The following is a 20,252-nucleotide window of genomic DNA, read 5'->3' as shown; positions in this document are numbered from 1 at the left end:
ATGGCTAAAGAGAGCATGAAGAACCGCGAGCTGAAGCGTCAGCTGACGGTAGCCAAGTACGCCAAGAAGCGTGCCGAGCTGAAAGCGATCATCGCTAATCCGAACTCCTCTGCGGAAGAGCGTTGGAATGCCCAGGTCGCCCTGCAGAAGCAACCGCGTGACGCCAGCGCCAGCCGCCTGCGTAACCGTTGCCGCCTGACCGGTCGTCCGCACGGCTTCTACCGCAAGTTCGGCCTGAGCCGTAACAAGCTGCGCGAAGCCGCCATGCGCGGCGACGTACCGGGTCTGGTGAAAGCCAGCTGGTAATCGCAGCGAACGGTGTCGCCAGTCGGCACCGTTGATCGCGACATCGAATCAAGCCCCTCATGGGGCTTGATTCGTTTTGGCGTGATCTCTAGAATACCCGGCTCCCCTGAGCCTGGGTTTGTTTCGCCTGGCGTTTATGGGCGAATTGAAGTTGAAGGCTTATTCTTTTGTATCAGGAGCGTTAAGCCCATGAGTATGCAGGACCCGTTAGCAGACATGCTAACTCGCATCCGTAATGCCCAGATGGCTGAAAAGACCGTCGTAAGCATGCCGTCCTCGAAACTGAAAGCGGCGGTAGCCAAAGTCCTGAAGGACGAAGGCTATATTGCGGATTTCCAGATCAGCTCGGAAGTAAAACCCCAGCTGTCCATCGAACTGAAGTACTTCGAAGGCAAGCCTGTCATCGAAGAGGTCAAGCGCATCAGCCGTCCTGGCCTGCGTCAGTACAAATCCGTTGAGCAACTGCCGAAAGTTCGTGGCGGCCTCGGTGTGTCGATCGTCTCCACCAACAAAGGTGTGATGACCGATCGTGCTGCCCGTGCTGCTGGTGTTGGCGGCGAAGTGCTCTGCACTGTGTTCTAAGGGGAATCAGCATGTCTCGCGTTGCTAAGAACCCCGTCAAGCTGCCTGCCGGCGTTGAAATCAAACTGGCTGGTCAGCAACTGTCCATCAAGGGCGCCAAAGGTGCTCTGGAGCTCAAGGTCCATCCTTCGGTCGAAGTGATCCAGGACAGCGGTGAGCTGCGTTTTGCTGCGCGTAACGGCGACCAGCAGACTCGCGCCATGGCTGGTACCACCCGTGCTCTGGTGAACAACATGGTAGTCGGCGTCAGCCAGGGCTTCGAGCGCAAGCTCCAGCTGGTCGGCGTTGGTTACAAAGCGCAGGCCAAGGGCCAAGTGCTGTCCCTGTCCCTCGGCTTCTCCCATCCGGTTGATTACGAACTGCCGGCCGGCATCGTCGCTGAGACCCCCAGCCAGACCGATATCCTGATCAAGGGTATCGACAAGCAGCTGGTCGGTCAGGTTGCTGCCGAAATTCGCGACTTCCGTCCGCCGGAGCCTTACAAAGGCAAGGGCGTGCGTTACGCCGACGAAGTCGTCCGTCGTAAAGAAGCCAAGAAGAAGTAGGGCATAGCAAATGAGCGTCAAGAAAGAAACCCGTCTGCGTCGCGCTCGCAAGGCACGCCTGAAGATGCGCGAGCTGGAAACCGTACGCCTCTGCGTGTACCGCTCTTCCCAGCACATTTACGCCCAGGTCATTGCGGCCGACGGCGGCAAGGTCCTGGCCAGCGCCTCGACCCTGGACAAAGACCTGCGCGAAGGTGCCACCGGCAACATCGATGCAGCCAAGAAAGTTGGTCAACTGGTCGCCGAGCGCGCCAAAGCGGCCGGCGTCACCCAGGTGGCGTTCGATCGTTCTGGCTTCAAGTACCACGGCCGTGTGAAAGCGCTGGCTGATGCCGCTCGTGAAGGCGGACTGGAGTTCTAAGTTATGGCAAACAACGAGCAAAAGCGCGACGAAGGCTACATCGAGAAGCTGGTTCAGGTTAACCGCGTCGCCAAAACCGTAAAAGGTGGCCGTATCTTCGCTTTCACCGCACTGACCGTGGTGGGTGATGGCAAGGGTCGCGTTGGTTTCGGTCGTGGCAAGGCGCGTGAAGTGCCGGCCGCCATCCAGAAAGCAATGGAAGCCGCTCGCCGCAACATGATCCAAGTCGATCTGAACGGCACCACCCTGCAGTATCCGACCAAGTCCGCCCATGGCGCCTCCAAGGTGTACATGCAGCCGGCTTCGGAAGGTACCGGCATCATCGCCGGCGGCGCCATGCGTGCCGTTCTGGAAGTGGCTGGTGTGCAGAACGTCCTGGCCAAGTGCTATGGCTCCACCAATCCGGTGAACGTGGTTTACGCCACCTTCAAGGGCCTGAAGAACATGCAGGCTCCGGAAGCAGTAGCGGCCAAGCGTGGCAAGAGCGTCGAGGAGATTCTCTAACCATGGCAACTGTCAAAGTCACTCTGGTCAAGAGCCTGAACGGCCGTCTGGCCAATCACAAGGCTTGCGTCAAGGGTCTCGGCCTGCGTCGCATCAATCATACCGTCGAAGTTCAGGACACTCCTGAGAACCGCGGCATGATCAACAAGGCCTACTACCTGCTGCGTGTGGAGGGTTAATCCATGCAACTGAACGATCTGCGTTCCGCGCCGGGTGCCCGTCGCGAAAAGCACCGTCCGGGCCGTGGCATCGGTAGCGGTCTGGGCAAGACCGGTGGCCGTGGTCACAAAGGTCTGACCTCCCGCTCCGGTGGCAAGGTCGCTCCGGGCTTCGAGGGTGGTCAACAGCCTCTGCACCGTCGCCTGCCGAAGTTCGGCTTCGTTTCCCTGAAGGCTATGGATCGTGCTGAAGTACGCACCTCCGAGCTGGCCAAGGTCGAAGGCGACGTCGTCAGCCTGCAGACCCTGAAGGATGCCAACCTGATCAACCAGCACGTACAGCGCGTCAAAGTCATGCTGTCCGGCGAAGTTGGTCGTGCGGTCACCCTGAAAGGTATCGCCGCCACCAAGGGTGCGCGTGCGGCTATCGAAGCAGCTGGCGGTAAATTCGAGGACTAAATGGCTAAGCAAGGTGCTCTCTCTGCGCTAAGCAACGGCGGTCTGTCCGAGCTCTGGGCACGTCTGCGTTTCCTGTTCCTGGCGATCATCGTCTATCGGATCGGCGCGCACATCCCAGTTCCGGGCATCAACCCCGATCGCTTGGCGGCACTGTTCCGGCAGAACGAGGGGACCATTCTTAGCCTCTTCAACATGTTTTCCGGCGGCGCGCTGGAGCGCATGAGTATCTTTGCACTGGGGATCATGCCGTACATCTCGGCATCGATCATCATGCAGCTCATGACCGCTATCAGCCCGCAGCTGGAGCAGTTGAAGAAAGAGGGTGAGTCTGGGCGTCGCAAGATCAGCCAGTACACCCGCTACGGTACTGTAGTCCTGGCACTGGTCCAGGCCATCGGCATGTCCGTTGGCCTGGGCAGCCAGGGCGTAGCCTTCTCCAACGACTTCGGCTTCTACTTCGTGGCTGTCACCACCTTCGTGGCTGGTGCCATGTTCATGATGTGGCTGGGCGAGCAGATCACCGAGCGCGGTGTCGGCAACGGCATCTCGATGTTGATCTTCGCTGGTATCGTTGCAGGCCTGCCGCGCGCCATCGGTCAGTCTTTCGAGTCTGCCCGTCAAGGTGACATCAACATCTTCGCCCTGATCGGCGTCGGCCTGCTGGCCGTGGCGATCATCGCGTTCGTGGTGTTCATCGAGCGTGGCCAGCGTCGCATCGCGGTGCATTACGCCAAGCGCCAGCAAGGCCGCAAGGTGTTTGCAGCGCAGACCAGCCATCTGCCGTTGAAGGTGAACATGGCGGGTGTGATTCCCGCGATTTTCGCCAGCAGTATCCTGCTGTTCCCGGCGTCCCTGGGCTCCTGGTTCGGTCAGTCGGAAGGCTTGGGTTGGTTGCAGGACGTCGCGCAAGCGATCGCTCCGGGGCAGCCGCTGAACATCTTGCTGTTCACTGCAGGGATCGTTTTCTTCTGCTTCTTCTATACAGCGCTGATGTTCAACCCGAAGGACGTGGCGGAGAACCTCAAGAAGTCCGGTGCATTTATTCCGGGCATCCGTCCGGGCGAACAGTCCGCTCGCTACATCGATGGCGTGCTGACCCGTTTGACCATGTTCGGTGCTCTGTACATGACGGCTGTCTGCCTGCTGCCCCAGTTCCTGGTGGTTGCGGCGCACGTGCCGTTCTATCTTGGCGGGACCTCGCTGTTGATCGTGGTCGTGGTTGTCATGGACTTTATGGCCCAGGTGCAATCTCACCTCGTTTCTCACCAGTATGAATCCCTGATGAAGAAAGCCAACCTGAAGGGCTACGGCAGCGGCATGCTGCGCTGATAGACCCGTAAGGTTCGAGGAGTTGGTGATGAAAGTTCGTGCATCGGTCAAGAAGCTGTGCCGTAACTGCAAAATCATCCGTCGCGATGGCATCGTGCGGGTGATCTGCAGCGCGGAACCGCGTCACAAGCAGCGCCAAGGCTGATTGTGATCCACGCGTGATAACCCGGCAGCTAGTGTGCTGCCGGGTTGATTATTTGCTATTACAGCGCTAATATCCGCGCCCTTTCTTGGCTTCCTGGGCGCAGGGTAGCTGTCAATTGGAGTTTTTCTGAATGGCCCGTATTGCAGGCGTCAACATTCCGGATAACAAGCACACTGTTATCTCGCTGACCTACATCTATGGTGTTGGTCGCACTACTGCTCAGAGCATCTGCGCAGCCACCGGCGTAAACCCGGCTGCCAAGATCAAGGACCTGAGCGACGAGCAGATCGATCAGCTGCGTAACGAAGTCGCGAAGATCACCACCGAAGGTGACCTGCGTCGCGAAATCAACATGAACATCAAGCGTCTGATGGACCTCGGTTGCTACCGCGGTCTGCGTCATCGTCGCGGTCTGCCGGTTCGCGGTCAGCGTACCAAGACCAACGCGCGTACCCGCAAGGGCCCGCGTAAGCCGATCCGCAAGTAATCGCGTAGGAATCTAGTCATGGCAAAACCTGCTGCTCGTCCCCGTAAGAAAGTCAAAAAGACAGTGGTCGATGGGATCGCCCACATCCACGCGTCTTTCAACAACACCATCGTGACCATCACCGACCGTCAGGGCAACGCACTGTCCTGGGCGACCTCCGGTGGTTCCGGTTTCCGCGGCTCGCGTAAGAGCACCCCGTTCGCTGCCCAGGTAGCGGCCGAGCGTGCCGGCCAGGCTGCCCTGGAATACGGTCTGAAGAACCTGGACGTCAACGTCAAGGGCCCGGGCCCGGGCCGCGAGTCCGCCGTTCGCGCTCTGAATGCTTGCGGCTACAAGATCGCCAGCATCACCGACGTAACCCCGATCCCGCATAACGGCTGCCGTCCGCCGAAAAAGCGTCGCGTGTAATAGGAGACAGTGAGAAATGGCTCGTTACATTGGTCCCAAGTGCAAACTGTCTCGCCGTGAAGGCACCGACCTGTTCCTGAAGAGCGGCGCCCGCGCCCTCGACTCGAAGTGCAAGGCTGAAAACGTTCCTGGCCAGCATGGCCAGCGTCGTGGCCGTCTGTCCGACTACGGTCTGCAGCTGCGTGAAAAGCAGAAAGTACGTCGCATCTACGGCGTGCTGGAGCGTCAGTTCCGCGGTTACTACCAGGAAGCTTCCCGTCGCAAGGGTTCTACCGGTGAGAACCTGCTGCAACTGCTCGAGTGCCGCCTGGACAACGTCGTATACCGCATGGGCTTCGGTTCCACTCGTTCGGAATCCCGCCAGCTGGTATCCCACAAGGCCATCACCGTCAACGGTCAGACCGTCAACATCCCTTCCTACCAAGTGAAGGCCGGTGACGTCGTAGCTGTTCGCGAAAAATCGAAGAACCAGCTGCGTATCGCTCAGGCTCTGGAACTCTGTGGCCAGCGCGGTCGCGTCGAGTGGGTCGAAGTCGACCTCGACAAGAAGGCTGGTACCTTCAAGAGTGCTCCGGCTCGCAGCGACCTGTCCGCTGATATCAACGAAAACCTGATTGTCGAGCTCTACTCCAAGTAAGGGCTAGAAAATAGGTGCATCCATGCAGAGTTCGGTAAATGAGTTCCTGACCCCCCGCCACATCGATGTGCAGGTGGTCAGTCAAACCCGCGCCAAGATCACGCTCGAGCCTCTCGAGCGTGGTTTTGGTCACACCCTGGGCAACGCGCTGCGTCGCATCCTGTTGTCCTCCATGCCTGGCTGCGCAGTGGTCGAGGCCGAGATCGACGGCGTACTCCACGAGTACTCGGCGATCGAAGGTGTGCAGGAAGATGTAATCGAGATCCTGCTGAACCTGAAAGGTCTGGCCATCAAGCTGCACGGTCGTGATGAAGTGACGCTGACCCTGGCTAAGAAGGGCTCGGGTGTTGTGACTGCTGCCGATATTCAGCTGGATCACGATGTTGAGATCATCAACGGTGACCACGTTATCGCCAACCTGGCAGACAACGGCGCGCTGAACATGAAGCTGAAGGTAGCTCGTGGCCGTGGCTACGAGCCTGCCGACGCACGTCAGAGCGATGAAGACGAAAGCCGCAGCATCGGCCGTCTGCAGCTCGACGCATCGTTCAGCCCGGTCCGTCGTGTCTCCTACGTGGTGGAAAACGCCCGTGTCGAGCAGCGCACCAACCTGGACAAACTGGTCCTGGACCTGGAAACCAACGGCACCCTGGATCCCGAAGAGGCTATCCGTCGCGCCGCTACCATCCTGCAACAGCAGCTGGCAGCGTTCGTGGACCTCAAGGGCGACAGCGAACCCGTCGTTGAAGAGCAGGAAGACGAGATCGATCCGATCCTCCTGCGCCCGGTCGATGACCTGGAACTGACCGTACGTTCGGCCAACTGCCTGAAGGCGGAAAACATCTACTACATCGGTGACCTGATCCAGCGCACCGAAGTGGAGCTGTTGAAAACGCCGAACCTGGGCAAGAAGTCCCTGACCGAAATCAAGGACGTTCTGGCTTCCCGTGGTCTGTCCCTCGGTATGCGCCTCGATAACTGGCCGCCGGCAAGTCTTAAGAAAGACGACAAGGCCACTGCCTGATCGTCGTAACTACCGAACGTAAAGTTTGGAAAGGAATTGAACCATGCGCCATCGTAAAAGTGGTCGTCACCTGAGCCGCACCAGCGCGCACCGCAAGGCTATGTTCCAGAACATGGCGGTGTCGCTGTTCGAACATGAACTGATCAAAACCACCCTGCCCAAGGCCAAGGAACTGCGTCGCGTTGCCGAGCCGCTGATCACCCTGGCCAAGGAAGACAGCGTCGCCAACCGTCGCCTGGCTTTCGACCGTACCCGTTCGAAAGCTGCCGTTGGCAAGCTGTTCAACGACCTGGGCAAGCGCTACGCCAACCGTCCGGGCGGCTACCTGCGCATCCTGAAGTGCGGTTTCCGCGCTGGCGACAACGCCCCCATGGCGTACGTCGAGCTGGTTGATCGTCCTGTCGGCGGTGAAGTCGTAGAAGCTGCCGAATAAGGCATCTGCTGCACAAGAAACCGGGCCTAGGCCCGGTTTTTTTATTACCTGCCTTAAAGTTTTTATCTATCGGATCGCTTTCTTTAATAAATTGGATTGCGGGAGGGCTGTCATTCATCCTTAACCTGCTTTTACGAAAAGCTACGTTCGGATAAGCGAGATCAATGCAAAGGGCGCTTGGTTCAGCCGACAGGTTGTCCTCCGCCAATCCCTGGTCCACGCTGATGATTTCCGTGTAGCCGCTTCGCTTCATAGCACGTTAGCCGTTGAGGAGAGAGTAAATGGAAGAGAAGACCCGCCTGACCACTGCCGCTGGCGCACCGGTGGTCGATAACCAGAACGTGCAGACCGCCGGTCCGCGTGGCCCGATGTTGCTGCAGGACGTGTGGTTCCTCGAGAAGCTCGCCCACTTCGATCGCGAAGTGATCCCCGAGCGACGCATGCATGCGAAAGGTTCCGCGGCCTACGGCACCTTCACCGTCACCCATGACATCACCCCCTACACCCGGGCGAAGATCTTCTCCCAGGTCGGCAAGAAGACCGATATGTTCCTGCGCTTCTCCACCGTCGCCGGTGAGCGTGGCGCGGCGGATGCCGAGCGTGACATCCGCGGCTTCTCCATGCGTTTCTACACCGAGCAGGGCAACTGGGACCTGGTCGGCAACAACACCCCGGTGTTCTATCTGCGCGACCCGCTCAAGTTCCCCGATCTCAACCACGTGGTGAAGCGTGACCCGCGCACCAACCTGCGCAATGCGACCTTCAAGTGGGACTTTTTCTCTCACCTCCCCGAGTCGCTGCATCAGTTGACCATCGACTTCAGCGACCGCGGCCTGCCGAAGAGCTATCGGCACATCCATGGTTTCGGCAGCCATACCTTCAGCTTCATCAATGCGAACAACGAGCGCTTCTGGGTCAAGTTCCACTTCAAGACCCAACAGGGCATCGAGAACCTGACCAACGCCGAGGCCGCCGAAGTGATCGCCCAGGACCGCGAGAGTTCGCAGCGCGACTTGTACGAGAGCATCGAGAAAGGCGACTTCCCGCGCTGGAAGATGTACGTGCAGATCATGCCCGAGAAGGAAGCGGCTACCTATCGCTACAACCCGTTCGACCTGACCAAGGTCTGGCCCCACGGTGACTACCCGTTGATCGAAGTGGGCTTCTTCGAGCTGAACCGTAACCCGGACAACTACTTCGCCGAGGTCGAGCAGGCCGCTTTCACGCCGGCCAACGTGGTGCCCGGTATCGGTTTCTCGCCGGACAAGATGCTCCAGGGCCGTCTGTTCTCCTACGGCGACGCCCATCGCTATCGCCTGGGCGTCAACCACCACCAGATCCCGGTGAACGCCGCGCGTTGCCCGCACCAGGTCTACCACCGCGATGGCGGCATGCGGGTGGACGGCAACAACGCCCATCAGCGCGTCACCTACGAGCCGAACAGCTTCAACCAGTGGCAGGAGCAGCCTGACTTCTCCGAGCCGCCGCTGAGCCTGGAGGGCGCGGCGGACCACTGGAACCACCGGGTGGACGACGACTACTACAGCCAGCCCGCCGCGCTGTTCCATCTGTTCACCGACGAGCAGAAGCAGCGGCTGTTCGCCAACATCGCCGAAGACATCCGCGATGTACCGGAACAGATCCAGCGTCGCCAGATCGGCCTGTTCCTCAAGGTCGATCCGGCCTACGGCAAAGGCGTCGCCGACGCCCTCGGCCTGAAGCTGGACTGATGGCCTGATGAGGCCCCCGGCCCCCTTCCTAGGAAGGGGGCTTTTTTATCTGCATTGGCTTGACCCGGATCAGGCGGAGCCGGGAGCATATGCGGCTAGATTCCTAGTTTTCTCCAGGGAGAGCCCCCCGATGCAAGGCCATCCGGAAGTCATCGATTACCTCAACACGCTGCTGACCGGCGAGCTGGCCGCGCGCGACCAGTACTTCATCCACTCGCGCATGTACGAGGACTGGGGCTTCAGCAAGCTCTACGAGCGCCTCAACCACGAGATGGAGGAGGAGACCCAGCACGCCGACGCCCTGCTGCGCCGTATCCTCCTGCTCGAAGGTACGCCGCGCATGCGTCCCGACGATATCCACCCGGGCACCACGGTGCCGGAGATGCTCGAGGCCGACCTCAAGCTCGAGCGCCATGTCCGCGCCGCGCTGGCCAAGGGCATCGCCCTCTGCGAGCAGCATAAGGACTTCGTCAGCCGCGACATCCTCAAGGCCCAGTTGGCCGACACCGAGGAAGACCACGCCTACTGGTTGGAGCAACAGCTTGGCCTGATCGCCAGGATGGGCCTGGAGAACTACCTGCAGTCGCAGATCTGACCCTACCCGCGGATACGAAAAAGCCCCTGCGCCTCACGGCCGCAGGGGCTTTTTCATGAGCGCCCGGCAATCAGGCGCGATCGCGTTCCAGCAACGGCTTGAGGAAGTGGCCGGTGTGCGACTGGGGCATCTCGGCCACCTGCTCTGGCGTGCCGTTGGCGATGATCTGGCCACCCTTGGAGCCGCCCTCGGGGCCGAGGTCGACCAGCCAGTCGGCGGTCTTGATCACGTCCAGGTTGTGCTCGATCACCACCACGGTGTTGCCGTGGTCGCGCAGGCGGTGGAGCACGTCGAGCAGTTGCTGGATGTCGGCGAAATGCAGGCCGGTGGTCGGTTCGTCGAGGATGTACAGGGTCTTGCCGGTATCGCGCTTGGACAGCTCGCGGGACAGCTTGACCCGCTGCGCCTCGCCGCCCGAGAGGGTGGTCGCGCTCTGGCCCAGCTTGATGTAGGACAGGCCGACGTCCATCAGCGTCTGCAGCTTGCGCGCCAGGGCGGGGACGGCGTCGAAGAACTCGCGGGCTTCCTCGATGGTCATCTCCAGCACCTCGTGGATGCTCTTGCCCTTGTAGCGGATCTCCAGGGTCTCGCGGTTGTAGCGCTTGCCCTTGCAGACATCGCAGGGAACGTAGATATCCGGCAGGAAGTGCATCTCCACCTTGATCACGCCGTCGCCCTGGCAGGCCTCGCAACGGCCGCCCTTGACGTTGAACGAGAAGCGGCCGGGACCGTAGCCGCGCGAGCGGGCCTCCGGCACGCCGGAAAACAGTTCGCGGATCGGCGTGAACAGGCCGGTATAGGTCGCCGGGTTGGAGCGCGGGGTACGACCGATCGGGCTCTGGTCGATGTCGACCACCTTGTCCAGGTGCTGCAGGCCGTCGAACGAGTCGTACGGCGCCACTTCCAGGGTAGTCGCGCCGTTCAGCGCGGTGGCGGTGATCGGGAACAGGGTGTTGTTGATCAGCGTCGACTTGCCGGAGCCCGAGACCCCGGTGATGCAGGTGAACAGGCCGACCGGGATTTCCAGGTTGACGTTCTGCAGGTTGTTGCCGCGGGCGCCTTTCAGCTTCAGCAGCTTCTTCTTGTCGCGCGGGGTGCGCTTGGCCGGAACCGCGATTTTCTTGCGCCCGGAAAGGTACTTGCCGGTCAGCGAGTCGGGGTGGTTCATCACCTGGTCGGGCGTACCTTCCGCCACTACCTGGCCGCCGTGCACGCCGGCGCCCGGACCGATGTCGACGACGTAGTCGGCGAGTCGGATCGCGTCCTCGTCGTGCTCGACCACGATCACCGTGTTGCCGAGGTTGCGCAGGTGGGTGAGGGTGCCGAGCAGGCGCTCGTTGTCGCGTTGGTGCAGGCCGATCGAGGGTTCGTCGAGGATGTACATCACTCCCACCAGGCCGGCGCCGATCTGGCTGGCCAGGCGGATGCGCTGGGCTTCGCCGCCGGACAGGGTGTCGGCGCTGCGGTCGAGGGTCAGGTAGTCGAGGCCGACGTTGACCAGGAATTGCAGGCGGTCGCGGATTTCCTTGAGGATCTTCGCCGCGATCTCGCCACGGCGGCCGGTCAGGCTGAGTCCGGCGGCATACTCGCAGGCTTCGCCGACCGGCATCGCGGTGATCGCCGGCAGCGTCCGGTCGCCGACCCACACATGCCGCGCCTCGCGGCGCAGGCGGGTACCGTGGCAATCCGGGCAGGGCTGGGTGCTGAGGAACTTGGCCAGCTCCTCGCGGACCGTGGCCGACTCGGTCTCGCGGTAGCGCCGCTCAAGGTTCGGCAGGATGCCTTCGAAGGGGTGCGAACGCTTGACGATGTCGCCGCGGTCGTTGAGATAGCGGAAGTCGACGTTTTCCCGGCCGGAGCCGTAGAGCACCACCTTCTGGTGTTCGGCGCCGAGTTCGTCGAAGGGTTCTTCCAGGCTGAAGCCGTAATGCTGGGCCAGCGAACCGAGCATCTGGAAGTAATAGACGTTGCGCCGGTCCCAGCCGCGGATCGCGCCCTCGGCCAGGGTCAACTCGCCGTTGACCACCCGGCGCGCGTCGAAGAATTGCTTCACGCCGAGGCCGTCGCAGGTCGGACAGGCGCCGGCCGGGTTGTTGAAGGAGAACAGCTTGGGTTCCAGCTCGCTGATAGAGTGGCCGCAGACCGGGCAGGCGAAGCGCGCCGAGAAGATGATCTCCTCGACATCCTCGTCCTCGTCCATCGGTGCTACCAGGGCGATACCGTCGGCCAGGGACAGGGCGGTCTCGAACGACTCGGCCAGGCGTTGCTGGAGGTCCGCGCGAACCTTGAAGCGGTCCACCACCACATCGATGCTGTGCTTCTTCTGCTTATCCAGCTTCGGCACTTCGTCGAGTTCGTAGAGCTTGCCGTCGACCCGGGCGCGGACGAAGCCCTGCGCGCGCATCTCGTCGAACACCGCCAGGTGCTCGCCCTTGCGCTCGCGGATCACCGGCGCCAGCAGCATCAGCTTGCTGCCTTCCGGCAGGGCCAGGACCTGGTCGACCATCTGGCTGACGGTCTGCGCCTCCAGCGGGATGTCGTGGTCCGGGCAGCGCGGGGTACCGACGCGGGCATAAAGCAGGCGCAGGTAGTCGTAGATCTCGGTGATCGTACCCACGGTGGAGCGTGGGTTGTGGGAAGTGGACTTCTGTTCGATGGAAATCGCCGGCGACAGCCCTTCGATGGTGTCCACGTCCGGCTTCTCCATCATCGACAGGAACTGCCGGGCGTAGGCCGAGAGGGATTCCACGTAGCGCCGCTGGCCTTCCGCATAGAGCGTGTCGAAAGCCAGGGAAGACTTGCCGGAACCGGAAAGACCGGTGATCACGATCAGTTTGTCGCGTGGCAGTGTGAGGTCGACGTTCTTCAGGTTGTGGGTACGCGCCCCACGAATCAGGATCTTATCCACAGCGGCCTCGCATGGCGGGCGAAAACCGCTGATTATACGGCTGGCCGCTAGCGCGCGGCAAAGTGGCGCGCCTGTGCCGCGAGGGGGCGGACTGGTAGAATGCGCGGCATTTTTCCGGCGCGGGCATTGCCCCGGCCGCCCAGGAGCGGGCGGCGGCGCCATCGGCAGGGGCATGAGGCCTTGCCCTGCAGCGGTTTCTTCCATGAGGGTGTTATGCACGACTCACATACTGAGCGGATGAGCGGTACCGAAACGCGAGCGGCCGTCGGGCTGTCACTGGTATTCGCCTTCCGCATGCTCGGCATGTTCATGGTCCTGCCGGTGCTGGCCACCTACGGCCAGGACCTGGCCGGCGCGACCCCGGCGCTGATCGGCCTGGCCATCGGCGCCTATGGCCTGACCCAGGCGATCCTGCAGATTCCCTTCGGGACCATTTCCGACCGCATCGGCCGGCGCCCGGTGATCGTCGTCGGGCTGCTGATCTTCGCCGCCGGCGCGGCCCTCGCGGCCAATGCCGACTCCATCTGGGGGGTGATCGCCGGCCGCGTCCTGCAGGGCGCCGGGGCGATCTCGGCGGCGGTGATGGCGCTGCTCTCCGACCTCACCCGCGAGCAGCACCGGACCAAGGCGATGGCGATGATCGGCATGAGCATCGGCGTCTCCTTCGCCGTGGCCATGGTGCTCGGCCCGGTGCTGACCCATCTGTTCGGCCTGCATGGGCTGTTCTGGTTCACCGCCGGGATGGCGCTGGTCGGCCTGCTGCTGATCCTGTTCTTCGTCCCGCAGCCGGACCACATGACCCAGCACCGCGAATCCAGCGTGGCGCGCCAGGCCCTGCTGCCGACCCTGAAGCACGGCGACCTGCTGCGCCTGGACGCCGGCATCCTGATCCTCCACGCCATCCTCATGGCCAGCTTCGTCGCCTTGCCGCTGGCACTGGTGCACGAGGGTGGCCTGCCCAAGGAGCAGCACTGGTGGGTCTACCTGACCGCGCTGCTGGTCGGTTTCTTCGGCATGGTGCCGTTCATCATCTACGCCGAGAAGAAGCGTCGCATGAAGCGCGTGCTGACCGGCGCGGTGGCGACCCTGCTGGCCTGCGAACTGTTCTTCCTGGTCTTCGGTCACAGCCTGGCCATGCTGGTGGTCGGCACGGTGGTGTTCTTCACTGCCTTCAACCTGCTCGAAGCCTCGCTGCCGTCGCTGGTCAGCAAGGTCTCGCCGGCCGGCGGCAAGGGCACGGCGATGGGGGTGTATTCCACCAGCCAATTCCTCGGCGCGGCGCTGGGCGGCATCCTCGGCGGCTGGATGTTCCAGCACGGCGGGCTGAGCATGGTGTTCATCGGATGCGCGGTGCTCGCTGCCCTCTGGCTGGCGATTGCTGTTACCATGCGCGAACCGCCTTATGTGACCAGCATTCGCCTGCCGCTCGCGCCCGCCGCGCTGCAGGACGCGGTGCTGGTCCAGCGATTCAGGGCGTTGCCCGGTGTGGCAGACGCCGTGGTGGTGGCCGAGGAGGCCGCCGCCTATGTCAAAGTGGATACCCAACAAGTGGATCGCACCGCCCTCGAGCGCCTGGCCCAGGCCGCGCCGGGCGGATGCTGAACCTTAGGAGAACGTCATGGCCCGTGGGGTTAACAAAGTCATTCTGGTTGGTAACGTCGGTGGTGACCCGGAAACCCGCTACATGCCCAACGGCAATGCGGTGACCAACATCACCCTCGCCACCAGCGAGAGCTGGAAGGACAAGCAGACCGGCCAGCAACAGGAGCGCACCGAATGGCACCGCGTGGTGTTCTTCGGCCGCCTGGCGGAGATCGCCGGCGAGTACCTGCGCAAGGGTTCCCAGGTCTACGTCGAAGGCAGCCTGCGCACCCGCAAGTGGCAGGGCCAGGATGGTCAGGATCGCTACACCACCGAGATCGTGGTCGACATCAACGGCAACATGCAGTTGCTCGGCGGCCGCCCCTCCGGCGACGATTCGCAGCGCGCCCCGCGCGAGCCCATGCAGCGCCCGCAGCAGGCCCCGCAGCAGCAGTCGCGTCCGGCCCCGCAGCAGCAACCGGCGCCGCAACCGGCCCAGGACTACGACAGCTTCGACGACGACATTCCGTTCTAAGCGACGCCCTTGCGGCGCGGCCCGTCCGCGCCACGGGCAGACCTTCGAAGACCCCCTGCCGCCCTCGGGCCGCAGGGGGTCTTCGTTTTCAGGCGACGCCGCGCTGCAAGGGCACTTCGTCCAGGCCGCCTATGGCGGATAGAGCTTCCCGCATGGCACTGAGCTTAAGGCAGGTTTCGCGATACTCGTGGGCCGGTTCCGAATCGCCTACCAGACCGCAGCCGGCGAACAGGTAGCCCCGGCCCGGCGTGAGCAGGGCTGAGCGCAGCGCCACCAGGAAATCGCCGTTGCCTTCGCCGTCGAGCCAGCCCAGCGGCGCGGCGTACCAGCCACGATCCATCCCTTCGTGCTGGCGGATGTAGTCCAGCGCCGCGCTGCGTGGGTAGCCGCCCACCGCGGGGGTCGGATGCAGCGCCTGCAGCAGCCGCAGGATGCCGCCTGCGTCAGCGAGGCGGGCGCGGATCGGCGTGTTCAGGTGCTGGACTCGCGCCAGTCGTTTCAGGCCGGGCGCATCGGGGATTTCCAGTACCTCGCTGAAGGGTTCCAGGGCCGTACGGATCGCCTCCACCACCAACTGGTGTTCGTGCCTGTCCTTGGCGCTGTCCAGCAGGGCCTGTCCGAGCCGCGCATCTTCCTGGGCATCGCCGCCGCGGGCGATGGTCCCGGCCAGGGCATGGGTGAGTGCCTCGCCGGCGCGAATGCGGACCAGGCGTTCCGGGGAGGCGCCGAGGAAGCAGGCGTTGCCGCGGCGACAGGCGAACAGCTGGGCGTCGGCATGTTGCAGGCGCAGGTGTTCGATGACCTGCCACGGCTCGATGTCGCCGAGAGGCCGGGCCTGGGTGCGGGCCAGCACGACCTTGCCGAAGCGTCCCTGGCGGACACTGCTTACCGCGTCGCTCACCTTGGCTTCCCATTGCCTGCGCTCCTGCGCCGAAGCGTCGCCCTGCGCGCCAGCGGTCGGCCCCGAGGGCCGGCGTCTGGCCGGCTGCCTCAGGCGCAGTAGCGCCGAGCAGTGGTAGGCGGCCAGGGCCAGGGCATCTTCGCCGGGCTTGGCCAGGTGTTGGCAGAGTACCCGGTAGCGTTCGCCCTCGCGCAGCACGGTGATGCCGGCGAGCATCAGGCTGGCATCGGCGAAGGCTTGCCAGTGTTCCTCGCGCGGGCCGCGCGGATCGAAGCGGAATCCGCCGCACAGGCGCGGCGCCAGCGGGCCCTCGACCACGGCGTCGGCGCAGAGCAATTGCCAGTTTTCCTCGATCCGGGCGAAGCGCTGTTCGCCGTGGCCTTGCAGCTCCAGGGCGCTGCCCCAGGCGAAGAACGCCAGCTCGGGCTGTTCCCAGTACAGGCAGGGCGTTTGCCGGTCGTCCCAGGCACCGAATACCTGCAGCGGGTCCAATGGGTCGATCTCGAACGATGCCGCCACCAGCACCGGACGATCGAGCGCCTGCGCCTGGCCGATGGCGCGCTCGAAGGTGCCGCGCAAGGCGTGCAGGCACTGGCTCAGGGGCGCCAGCCGGCTCATGCGGCACCCCGTGTCTGGCGCCAGTACTTGATCTGCTCGGCGATGTACCAGTGGATGATCTGCGCGAACAGTCCCTCGACGAAGGGCGCGTCGAGTCCGTTTTCCTCGGCCCAGCGGGCGCGCTCGGGGAGCATCGCGGCGACCCGCTCGGGCGCCGGAATCGCCGCCTCGCTGGCCTTGAAGCGCGACGCCGCCTTGACGTAGTCCATGCGGCGGCCGAGGGCCTGGACGATATCCAGGTCGATCCGGTCGATGGCCTCGCGGATGTCCGCCAGGCCGGAGCAGTCTTCGGGAGTTTTCATCATGCAACCTCTCGGGAAAGGGCGTCGGGATGTGCGAGGCGGCGCAGCAGGTGCTCGATCACCGCGTCGCGCCCCTCGCTCAGGTAGAAGTGGCCGCCAGGAAAGCGCCGCAGCCTGGCGGGGGGCCGGCTGGCGTCGCTCCAGGCCTGCGCCTCGGCGGCGCTGACTTCCTCGTCGTGCTCGCCGAGGAGGACGTCGAGGGCGCAGGCCAGGGCGATGGGCTGCGCCCGTCGGTAGGTCTCGATCGCCTGGTAGTCGGCGCGCAGGATCGGCAGGAACAGCGCGCGCAGGTCGGCGTCCTCGAGTAGCTCGCTGGCGCCACCCTGGCGGCGGACGTCCTCCAGCAGCGCCGCCTCGTCGCCGCGGTGCAACGCGCCGCCGCGTTGCCGGTGCGGTGCCGGATGGGCGGAGACGAACAGGTGGCGCAGCGGCGCGCCGGCGCTTTCCAGGCGCAGGGCGGTTTCGTAGGCCAGCGCCGCGCCGAGACTGTGGCCGAACAGCGCCAGGGGCGCGTCGGCGAAATCGCGCAGGGCGAGGGCGGCGCCGTCGGCGAGGTCCTCCAGGCGGGTGGCCGGCGCCTCGTTGAAGCGGTCCTCGCGACCCGGGTACTGCAGGGCAAGCAGGTCGATGTCTGGCGGCAGGCGTTCGCTCCAGCTACGGAAGAAGCTGGCGCTGCCGCCTGCATGGGGGAAGCAGGCCAGGCGCAGGTGCGGCATCGGCGTCAGGCGGAACGGCCGGACCCAGGCGGCGCTCATGCGCGGGCCTCCAGCTCGCGGCGCAGGCGCTCGCGCAGGTCCTTCTTGCTGATCTTGCCGATGCCGGTCTGGGGGAAGGCCGGGACCAGCTCGATGCGGTCCGGCACCTTGAACGCGGCCAGCCCGCAGGCGTGCAGGTATTGCTTCAGCTTCAGCGCCGAGGGCGCCGGCTGGCGCGGGATGACGAAGGCGCAGGTGCGCTCGCCGAGCAGGCTGTCGGGCATCGCCACGACGGTGGCGTCATGCACCTGCGGATGGGCTATCAGCAGGTTCTCCACCTCTTCCGCGGCGATCTTCTCGCCGCCGCGGTTGATCTGGTCCTTGTCGCGGCCCTCCACCACCAGGTAGCCGTCCTTGTCGCGGCTGACCCGGTCGCCGGTGCGGTAGAAGCCGTCCGCGCTGAAGGCCTTGGCGTTGTGTTCGGGCAGGCGGTAGTAGCCGCGGATGGTGTAGGGACCGCGCACGGTCAGTTCGCCCACCTCGCCGGGGCCGACCTCGCGGCCCTCGGCGTCGACCACCCGCACTTCGTCGTCCGGCGACAGCGGCCGGCCCTGGGTATGCAGCACGCGTTCGGGCGGATCGTCCAGGCGGGTGTAGCAGATCAGCCCCTCGGCCATTCCCAGCACCTGTTGCAACTGGCAGCCGAGCACCGGTTCGACGCGTTGCGCGGCACTGCTGCCGAGCCTGGAGCCGCCGACCTGGAGCAGACGCAGGCTGGATAGATCGGCGCGGCGGCTTTCCTGGGCATCCAGCCAGAGCATCGCCAGCGGCGGTACCAGGGCGGTGTGGGTGACCCGTTCACGGGCGATCAGGGCGAAGCAATGCTCGGGATCGGCGCGCTGGCTGACCACCACGCGGCCGCCGGCCAGCAGCGTGCCGATCACTCCGGGGCAGCAGAGAGTGAAGTTGTGCGCCATCGGCAAGCCGGTGAGGTACACCGTGTGCTCGTCGAAGCCGCAGACCTCGGCGCTGGCGCGGACGTTGTAGAGATACTCGCGATGACGCCGGGGAATCAGCTTCGGCGTGCCGGTGGTGCCGCCGGACAACTGGAAGCAGGCGATATCCTCGGCGCGGGCGGCGCAGTCTTCCAGCGCGTCGGCCTGGTACAGCGGTGCCAGCGCTTGCAGCGGCGCCTCGGCTTCGCCGTGGATCAGCGCCATCCGGCAGGCGCCGCTGGCGAGCAGCTCACGGGCCATCGGCCGTGGGTCGAAGCCGTCGATCCGTTCGGCGCCGATGTAGGCCTTGGCCTCGGCGAACCGGCAGAAACCGCTGATCTCATGCTGGCGATGGGCGGGGAGGGCGAGCACCGGGCGTACGCCGAGCTGGAACAGGGCGAAGCAGGTCTCGACGAAGGCGATGCCGTTGGGCAGGTGCAGCACTACCGTGTCGCCATGTGCGAGGCCGGCCTGGCGCAGTCCGGCTGCCAGGCGGCGGCAGCGCTGGAGCAGGTCGGCATAGCTGAGCCGCTGGTCGTCGTCGCAGAGCGCGATCCGCCGCGGATGGCGCGCGGCGCTGGCGGCCAGGGCTTCGGCGAAGTTCTGGTCCTGCCAGTGGCCGGCGTCGAGATAGCGGCGGACGAAGGCGGCGGGCCAGTCGGGGGCGTCGTCGACGGCCGATGGGGTGACGGGCGAGGAAGTCATGCGATCTCCGTGGATGCGGTCGATTGCCATTGCTGGGAAATGAGATTTATTATCATTGGCGGGCGGCAGGGACCGCGCAAGCCCGCGCCTTTCGATTGCGGGGCTTTTTCATTCGCTGCAGGGGCGGAGTGCAGGGCGCTTTGTCCATCTCCGCTAAAAAGTCCCCCTGCCCCCACGTATCCAGGAAGGCGTCGCCGCGTCGGCAGCGCCCGGGCTACAGGAAAACCTGATGACCATCACCATCATTGCTCCGCCACAGGCCGATGCCGCCGCGCCGGCACCGGGCAACCGGCCCGGCGTCGCGCACATCGATCCGAACATGAAGCTGGTGACCGGAACCTTCTGTTCGGCCAGCGAGGACTGGTTCGAGGAACCGCTGGAGCGCGGCCTGCGCCTGATCCTCGTGCAGAGCGGCCAGTTGCGCTGCCGGATTCCCGGCCAGCCCGAGCACCTCATCGAGGGGCCGAGCCTGTGCACCATCGCCAACGATGGCGACTTCACCTCGGCGCAGATCTACGGCACCGACAAGCCGTTGCGCTACACCATCGTCCAGCTCGGCGTCGAAGCCCTGGACAGCCGCCTCGGCTGGCTGCCCGAGCAACTGATACGCCGCCCCGGCGGCGATCCGCGGATCATGAGCTGCCCGGCGCCGCGGGCGATGCAGGCGTTGGCCTCGCAGATCGCCACCTGCCAGATGCTCGGTCCGACCCGCGATCTCTACCTCGGCGGCAAGGCCCTGGAGTTGGCCGCGCTCAGCGCACAGTTCCTTTCCGGCGAGGGGCGCCCCGTCGAGGAGCCGCGCATCACCTGCTCGGAGGTCGAGCGCATCCACGCCGCCCGCGACCTGCTGGTCGGCGCCTTGCAGGAGCCGCCGTCGCTGGACACGCTGGCCAGCCGCGTGGGCATGAACCCGCGCAAGCTGACCGCCGGCTTCCGCAAGGTGTTCGGCGCCAGCGTATTCGGCTACCTGCAGGAGTACCGCCTGCGCGAGGCGCACCGGATGCTCTGCGACGAAGAGGCGAACGTCTCCACGGTGGCCTACCGGGTGGGCTACAGCCCGGCGCATTTCTCCATCGCTTTCCGCAAGCGCTACGGCATCTCCCCCAGCGAGATCCGCTGAGTCTCCGCGACGACCCCCGACCCGGCCACGGGAGGGGCGTCGCCGCTGCGGGATGACGCTGCATCTAACGAAACAGTCCGGCTGTCTAAAGCATTGCCGGCCAGGCCTCCCAGGCAAGTGAGATAAGGTCGCATTTGATAATCGTTGCCAGGAACTGGCAACCGACCTCAGATGCTTGCCCTAGGGAGC

Annotated in this window: 24 protein-coding genes; 19 read left to right on the top strand and 5 right to left on the bottom strand. The window is 64.2% G+C overall.

Going from position 1 to position 20,252, the window contains the following annotated elements; translation table 11 throughout:
- The 16 genes from rpsN to bfr all read left to right on the top strand — a co-directional run bounded on the left by rpsN (position 1) and on the right by bfr (position 9,703).
- A complete protein-coding gene (gene rpsN, locus HMPREF1224_RS23920) occupies positions 1-306 on the top strand; it encodes a 30S ribosomal protein S14 (RefSeq protein ID WP_003093701.1) in 306 nt (101 codons plus the stop codon).
- 189 nt (positions 307-495) lie between these two features.
- A complete protein-coding gene (gene rpsH, locus HMPREF1224_RS23915) occupies positions 496-888 on the top strand; it encodes a 30S ribosomal protein S8 (protein WP_003093700.1) in 393 nt (130 codons plus the stop codon).
- Positions 889-899: 11 nt separating this feature from the next.
- A complete protein-coding gene (rplF, locus tag HMPREF1224_RS23910) occupies positions 900-1,433 on the top strand; it encodes a 50S ribosomal protein L6 (protein ID WP_003093699.1) in 534 nt (177 codons plus the stop codon).
- A 10-nt stretch (positions 1,434-1,443) separates the two neighbouring features.
- Positions 1,444-1,794 (top strand): 50S ribosomal protein L18, encoded by a 351-nt coding sequence (rplR, locus tag HMPREF1224_RS23905; RefSeq protein ID WP_003093698.1) that lies wholly within the window; start codon positions 1,444-1,446, stop codon positions 1,792-1,794.
- A 3-nt stretch (positions 1,795-1,797) separates the two neighbouring features.
- Positions 1,798-2,298: a 30S ribosomal protein S5 gene (gene rpsE / locus HMPREF1224_RS23900; RefSeq protein ID WP_003093697.1), complete on the top strand. Its 501-nt coding sequence runs from the start codon at positions 1,798-1,800 to the stop codon at positions 2,296-2,298.
- A gap of 2 nt (positions 2,299-2,300) precedes the next feature.
- On the top strand, positions 2,301-2,477 hold the full coding sequence (gene rpmD / locus HMPREF1224_RS23895) for a 50S ribosomal protein L30 (RefSeq protein ID WP_003093696.1): 177 nt from the start codon (positions 2,301-2,303) through the stop codon (positions 2,475-2,477).
- A 3-nt stretch (positions 2,478-2,480) separates the two neighbouring features.
- Positions 2,481-2,915: a 50S ribosomal protein L15 gene (gene rplO, locus HMPREF1224_RS23890; protein WP_003093695.1), complete on the top strand. Its 435-nt coding sequence runs from the start codon at positions 2,481-2,483 to the stop codon at positions 2,913-2,915.
- The gene (gene secY, locus HMPREF1224_RS23885) at positions 2,916-4,244 is read left to right on the top strand and encodes a preprotein translocase subunit SecY (RefSeq protein ID WP_003093694.1); all 1,329 of its coding nucleotides are present in this window, start codon (positions 2,916-2,918) and stop codon (positions 4,242-4,244) included.
- Between the two features lie 28 nt (positions 4,245-4,272).
- Positions 4,273-4,389 (top strand): 50S ribosomal protein L36, encoded by a 117-nt coding sequence (gene rpmJ, locus HMPREF1224_RS23880; RefSeq protein ID WP_003093693.1) that lies wholly within the window; start codon positions 4,273-4,275, stop codon positions 4,387-4,389.
- A gap of 130 nt (positions 4,390-4,519) precedes the next feature.
- Complete coding sequence (gene rpsM, locus HMPREF1224_RS23875) at positions 4,520-4,876, top strand: 30S ribosomal protein S13 (RefSeq protein WP_003093692.1); 357 nt, start codon at positions 4,520-4,522, stop codon at positions 4,874-4,876.
- A gap of 18 nt (positions 4,877-4,894) precedes the next feature.
- On the top strand, positions 4,895-5,284 hold the full coding sequence (rpsK, locus tag HMPREF1224_RS23870) for a 30S ribosomal protein S11 (RefSeq protein WP_003093689.1): 390 nt from the start codon (positions 4,895-4,897) through the stop codon (positions 5,282-5,284).
- A gap of 16 nt (positions 5,285-5,300) precedes the next feature.
- The gene (rpsD, locus tag HMPREF1224_RS23865; protein ID WP_003093678.1) at positions 5,301-5,921 is read left to right on the top strand and encodes a 30S ribosomal protein S4; all 621 of its coding nucleotides are present in this window, start codon (positions 5,301-5,303) and stop codon (positions 5,919-5,921) included.
- 22 nt (positions 5,922-5,943) lie between these two features.
- Positions 5,944-6,945: a DNA-directed RNA polymerase subunit alpha gene (gene rpoA, locus HMPREF1224_RS23860; protein ID WP_003093675.1), complete on the top strand. Its 1,002-nt coding sequence runs from the start codon at positions 5,944-5,946 to the stop codon at positions 6,943-6,945.
- A gap of 43 nt (positions 6,946-6,988) precedes the next feature.
- Positions 6,989-7,378 (top strand): 50S ribosomal protein L17, encoded by a 390-nt coding sequence (rplQ, locus tag HMPREF1224_RS23855; protein ID WP_003093672.1) that lies wholly within the window; start codon positions 6,989-6,991, stop codon positions 7,376-7,378.
- A gap of 281 nt (positions 7,379-7,659) precedes the next feature.
- Positions 7,660-9,108: a catalase KatA gene (gene katA, locus HMPREF1224_RS23850; protein WP_003103909.1), complete on the top strand. Its 1,449-nt coding sequence runs from the start codon at positions 7,660-7,662 to the stop codon at positions 9,106-9,108.
- 130 nt (positions 9,109-9,238) lie between these two features.
- Positions 9,239-9,703: a bacterioferritin gene (bfr, locus tag HMPREF1224_RS23845; RefSeq protein ID WP_003093668.1), complete on the top strand. Its 465-nt coding sequence runs from the start codon at positions 9,239-9,241 to the stop codon at positions 9,701-9,703.
- Positions 9,704-9,773: 70 nt separating this feature from the next.
- On the opposite strand, the gene uvrA is transcribed toward bfr, so the two are convergent.
- The gene (uvrA, locus tag HMPREF1224_RS23840) at positions 9,774-12,611 is read right to left on the bottom strand and encodes an excinuclease ABC subunit UvrA (RefSeq protein WP_003093663.1); all 2,838 of its coding nucleotides are present in this window, start codon (positions 12,609-12,611) and stop codon (positions 9,774-9,776) included.
- A gap of 213 nt (positions 12,612-12,824) precedes the next feature.
- On the opposite strand from uvrA, the gene HMPREF1224_RS23835 reads away from it, so the two are divergent.
- Positions 12,825-14,213, top strand: coding sequence for an MFS transporter (locus tag HMPREF1224_RS23835; RefSeq protein WP_003103910.1), 1,389 nt, complete (start codon positions 12,825-12,827; stop codon positions 14,211-14,213).
- 16 nt (positions 14,214-14,229) lie between these two features.
- Entirely contained in the window at positions 14,230-14,727 is a 498-nt protein-coding gene (gene ssb / locus HMPREF1224_RS23830; RefSeq protein WP_003114685.1) for a single-stranded DNA-binding protein, read from the top strand.
- A gap of 88 nt (positions 14,728-14,815) precedes the next feature.
- Here ssb and pchA read toward each other — a convergent pair whose 3' ends face one another.
- Genes pchA through pchD form a run of 4 tightly spaced genes read right to left on the bottom strand, consistent with a single transcriptional unit; the run spans position 14,816 to position 18,943 of the window.
- Positions 14,816-16,246: an isochorismate synthase PchA gene (gene pchA, locus HMPREF1224_RS23825; RefSeq protein ID WP_003118152.1), complete on the bottom strand. Its 1,431-nt coding sequence runs from the start codon at positions 16,244-16,246 to the stop codon at positions 14,816-14,818.
- Positions 16,243-16,548, bottom strand: a complete 306-nt coding sequence (gene pchB / locus HMPREF1224_RS23820; RefSeq protein ID WP_010793476.1) for an isochorismate lyase PchB — start codon at positions 16,546-16,548, stop codon at positions 16,243-16,245. Before pchB ends, pchA begins: the two co-directional genes overlap by 4 nt.
- A complete protein-coding gene (gene pchC, locus HMPREF1224_RS23815; RefSeq protein WP_010793475.1) occupies positions 16,548-17,303 on the bottom strand; it encodes a pyochelin biosynthesis editing thioesterase PchC in 756 nt (251 codons plus the stop codon). Before pchC ends, pchB begins: the two co-directional genes overlap by 1 nt.
- The gene (pchD, locus tag HMPREF1224_RS23810; protein WP_003118945.1) at positions 17,300-18,943 is read right to left on the bottom strand and encodes a pyochelin biosynthesis salicyl-AMP ligase PchD; all 1,644 of its coding nucleotides are present in this window, start codon (positions 18,941-18,943) and stop codon (positions 17,300-17,302) included. The genes pchC and pchD overlap by 4 nt, the downstream gene beginning before the upstream one ends.
- Positions 18,944-19,172: 229 nt before the next feature.
- On the opposite strand from pchD, the gene pchR reads away from it, so the two are divergent.
- Entirely contained in the window at positions 19,173-20,063 is an 891-nt protein-coding gene (pchR, locus tag HMPREF1224_RS23805; protein ID WP_003106955.1) for a pyochelin biosynthesis transcriptional regulator PchR, read from the top strand.
- Positions 20,064-20,252 lie beyond the last annotated feature (189 nt).

The organism is Pseudomonas sp. P179, assembly GCF_000478485.2.
GTDB lineage: Bacteria > Pseudomonadota > Gammaproteobacteria > Pseudomonadales > Pseudomonadaceae > Pseudomonas > Pseudomonas aeruginosa.
Note: the sequence above shows the minus strand (reverse complement) of the source record. Positions and strands in the feature narration are given on the sequence as shown.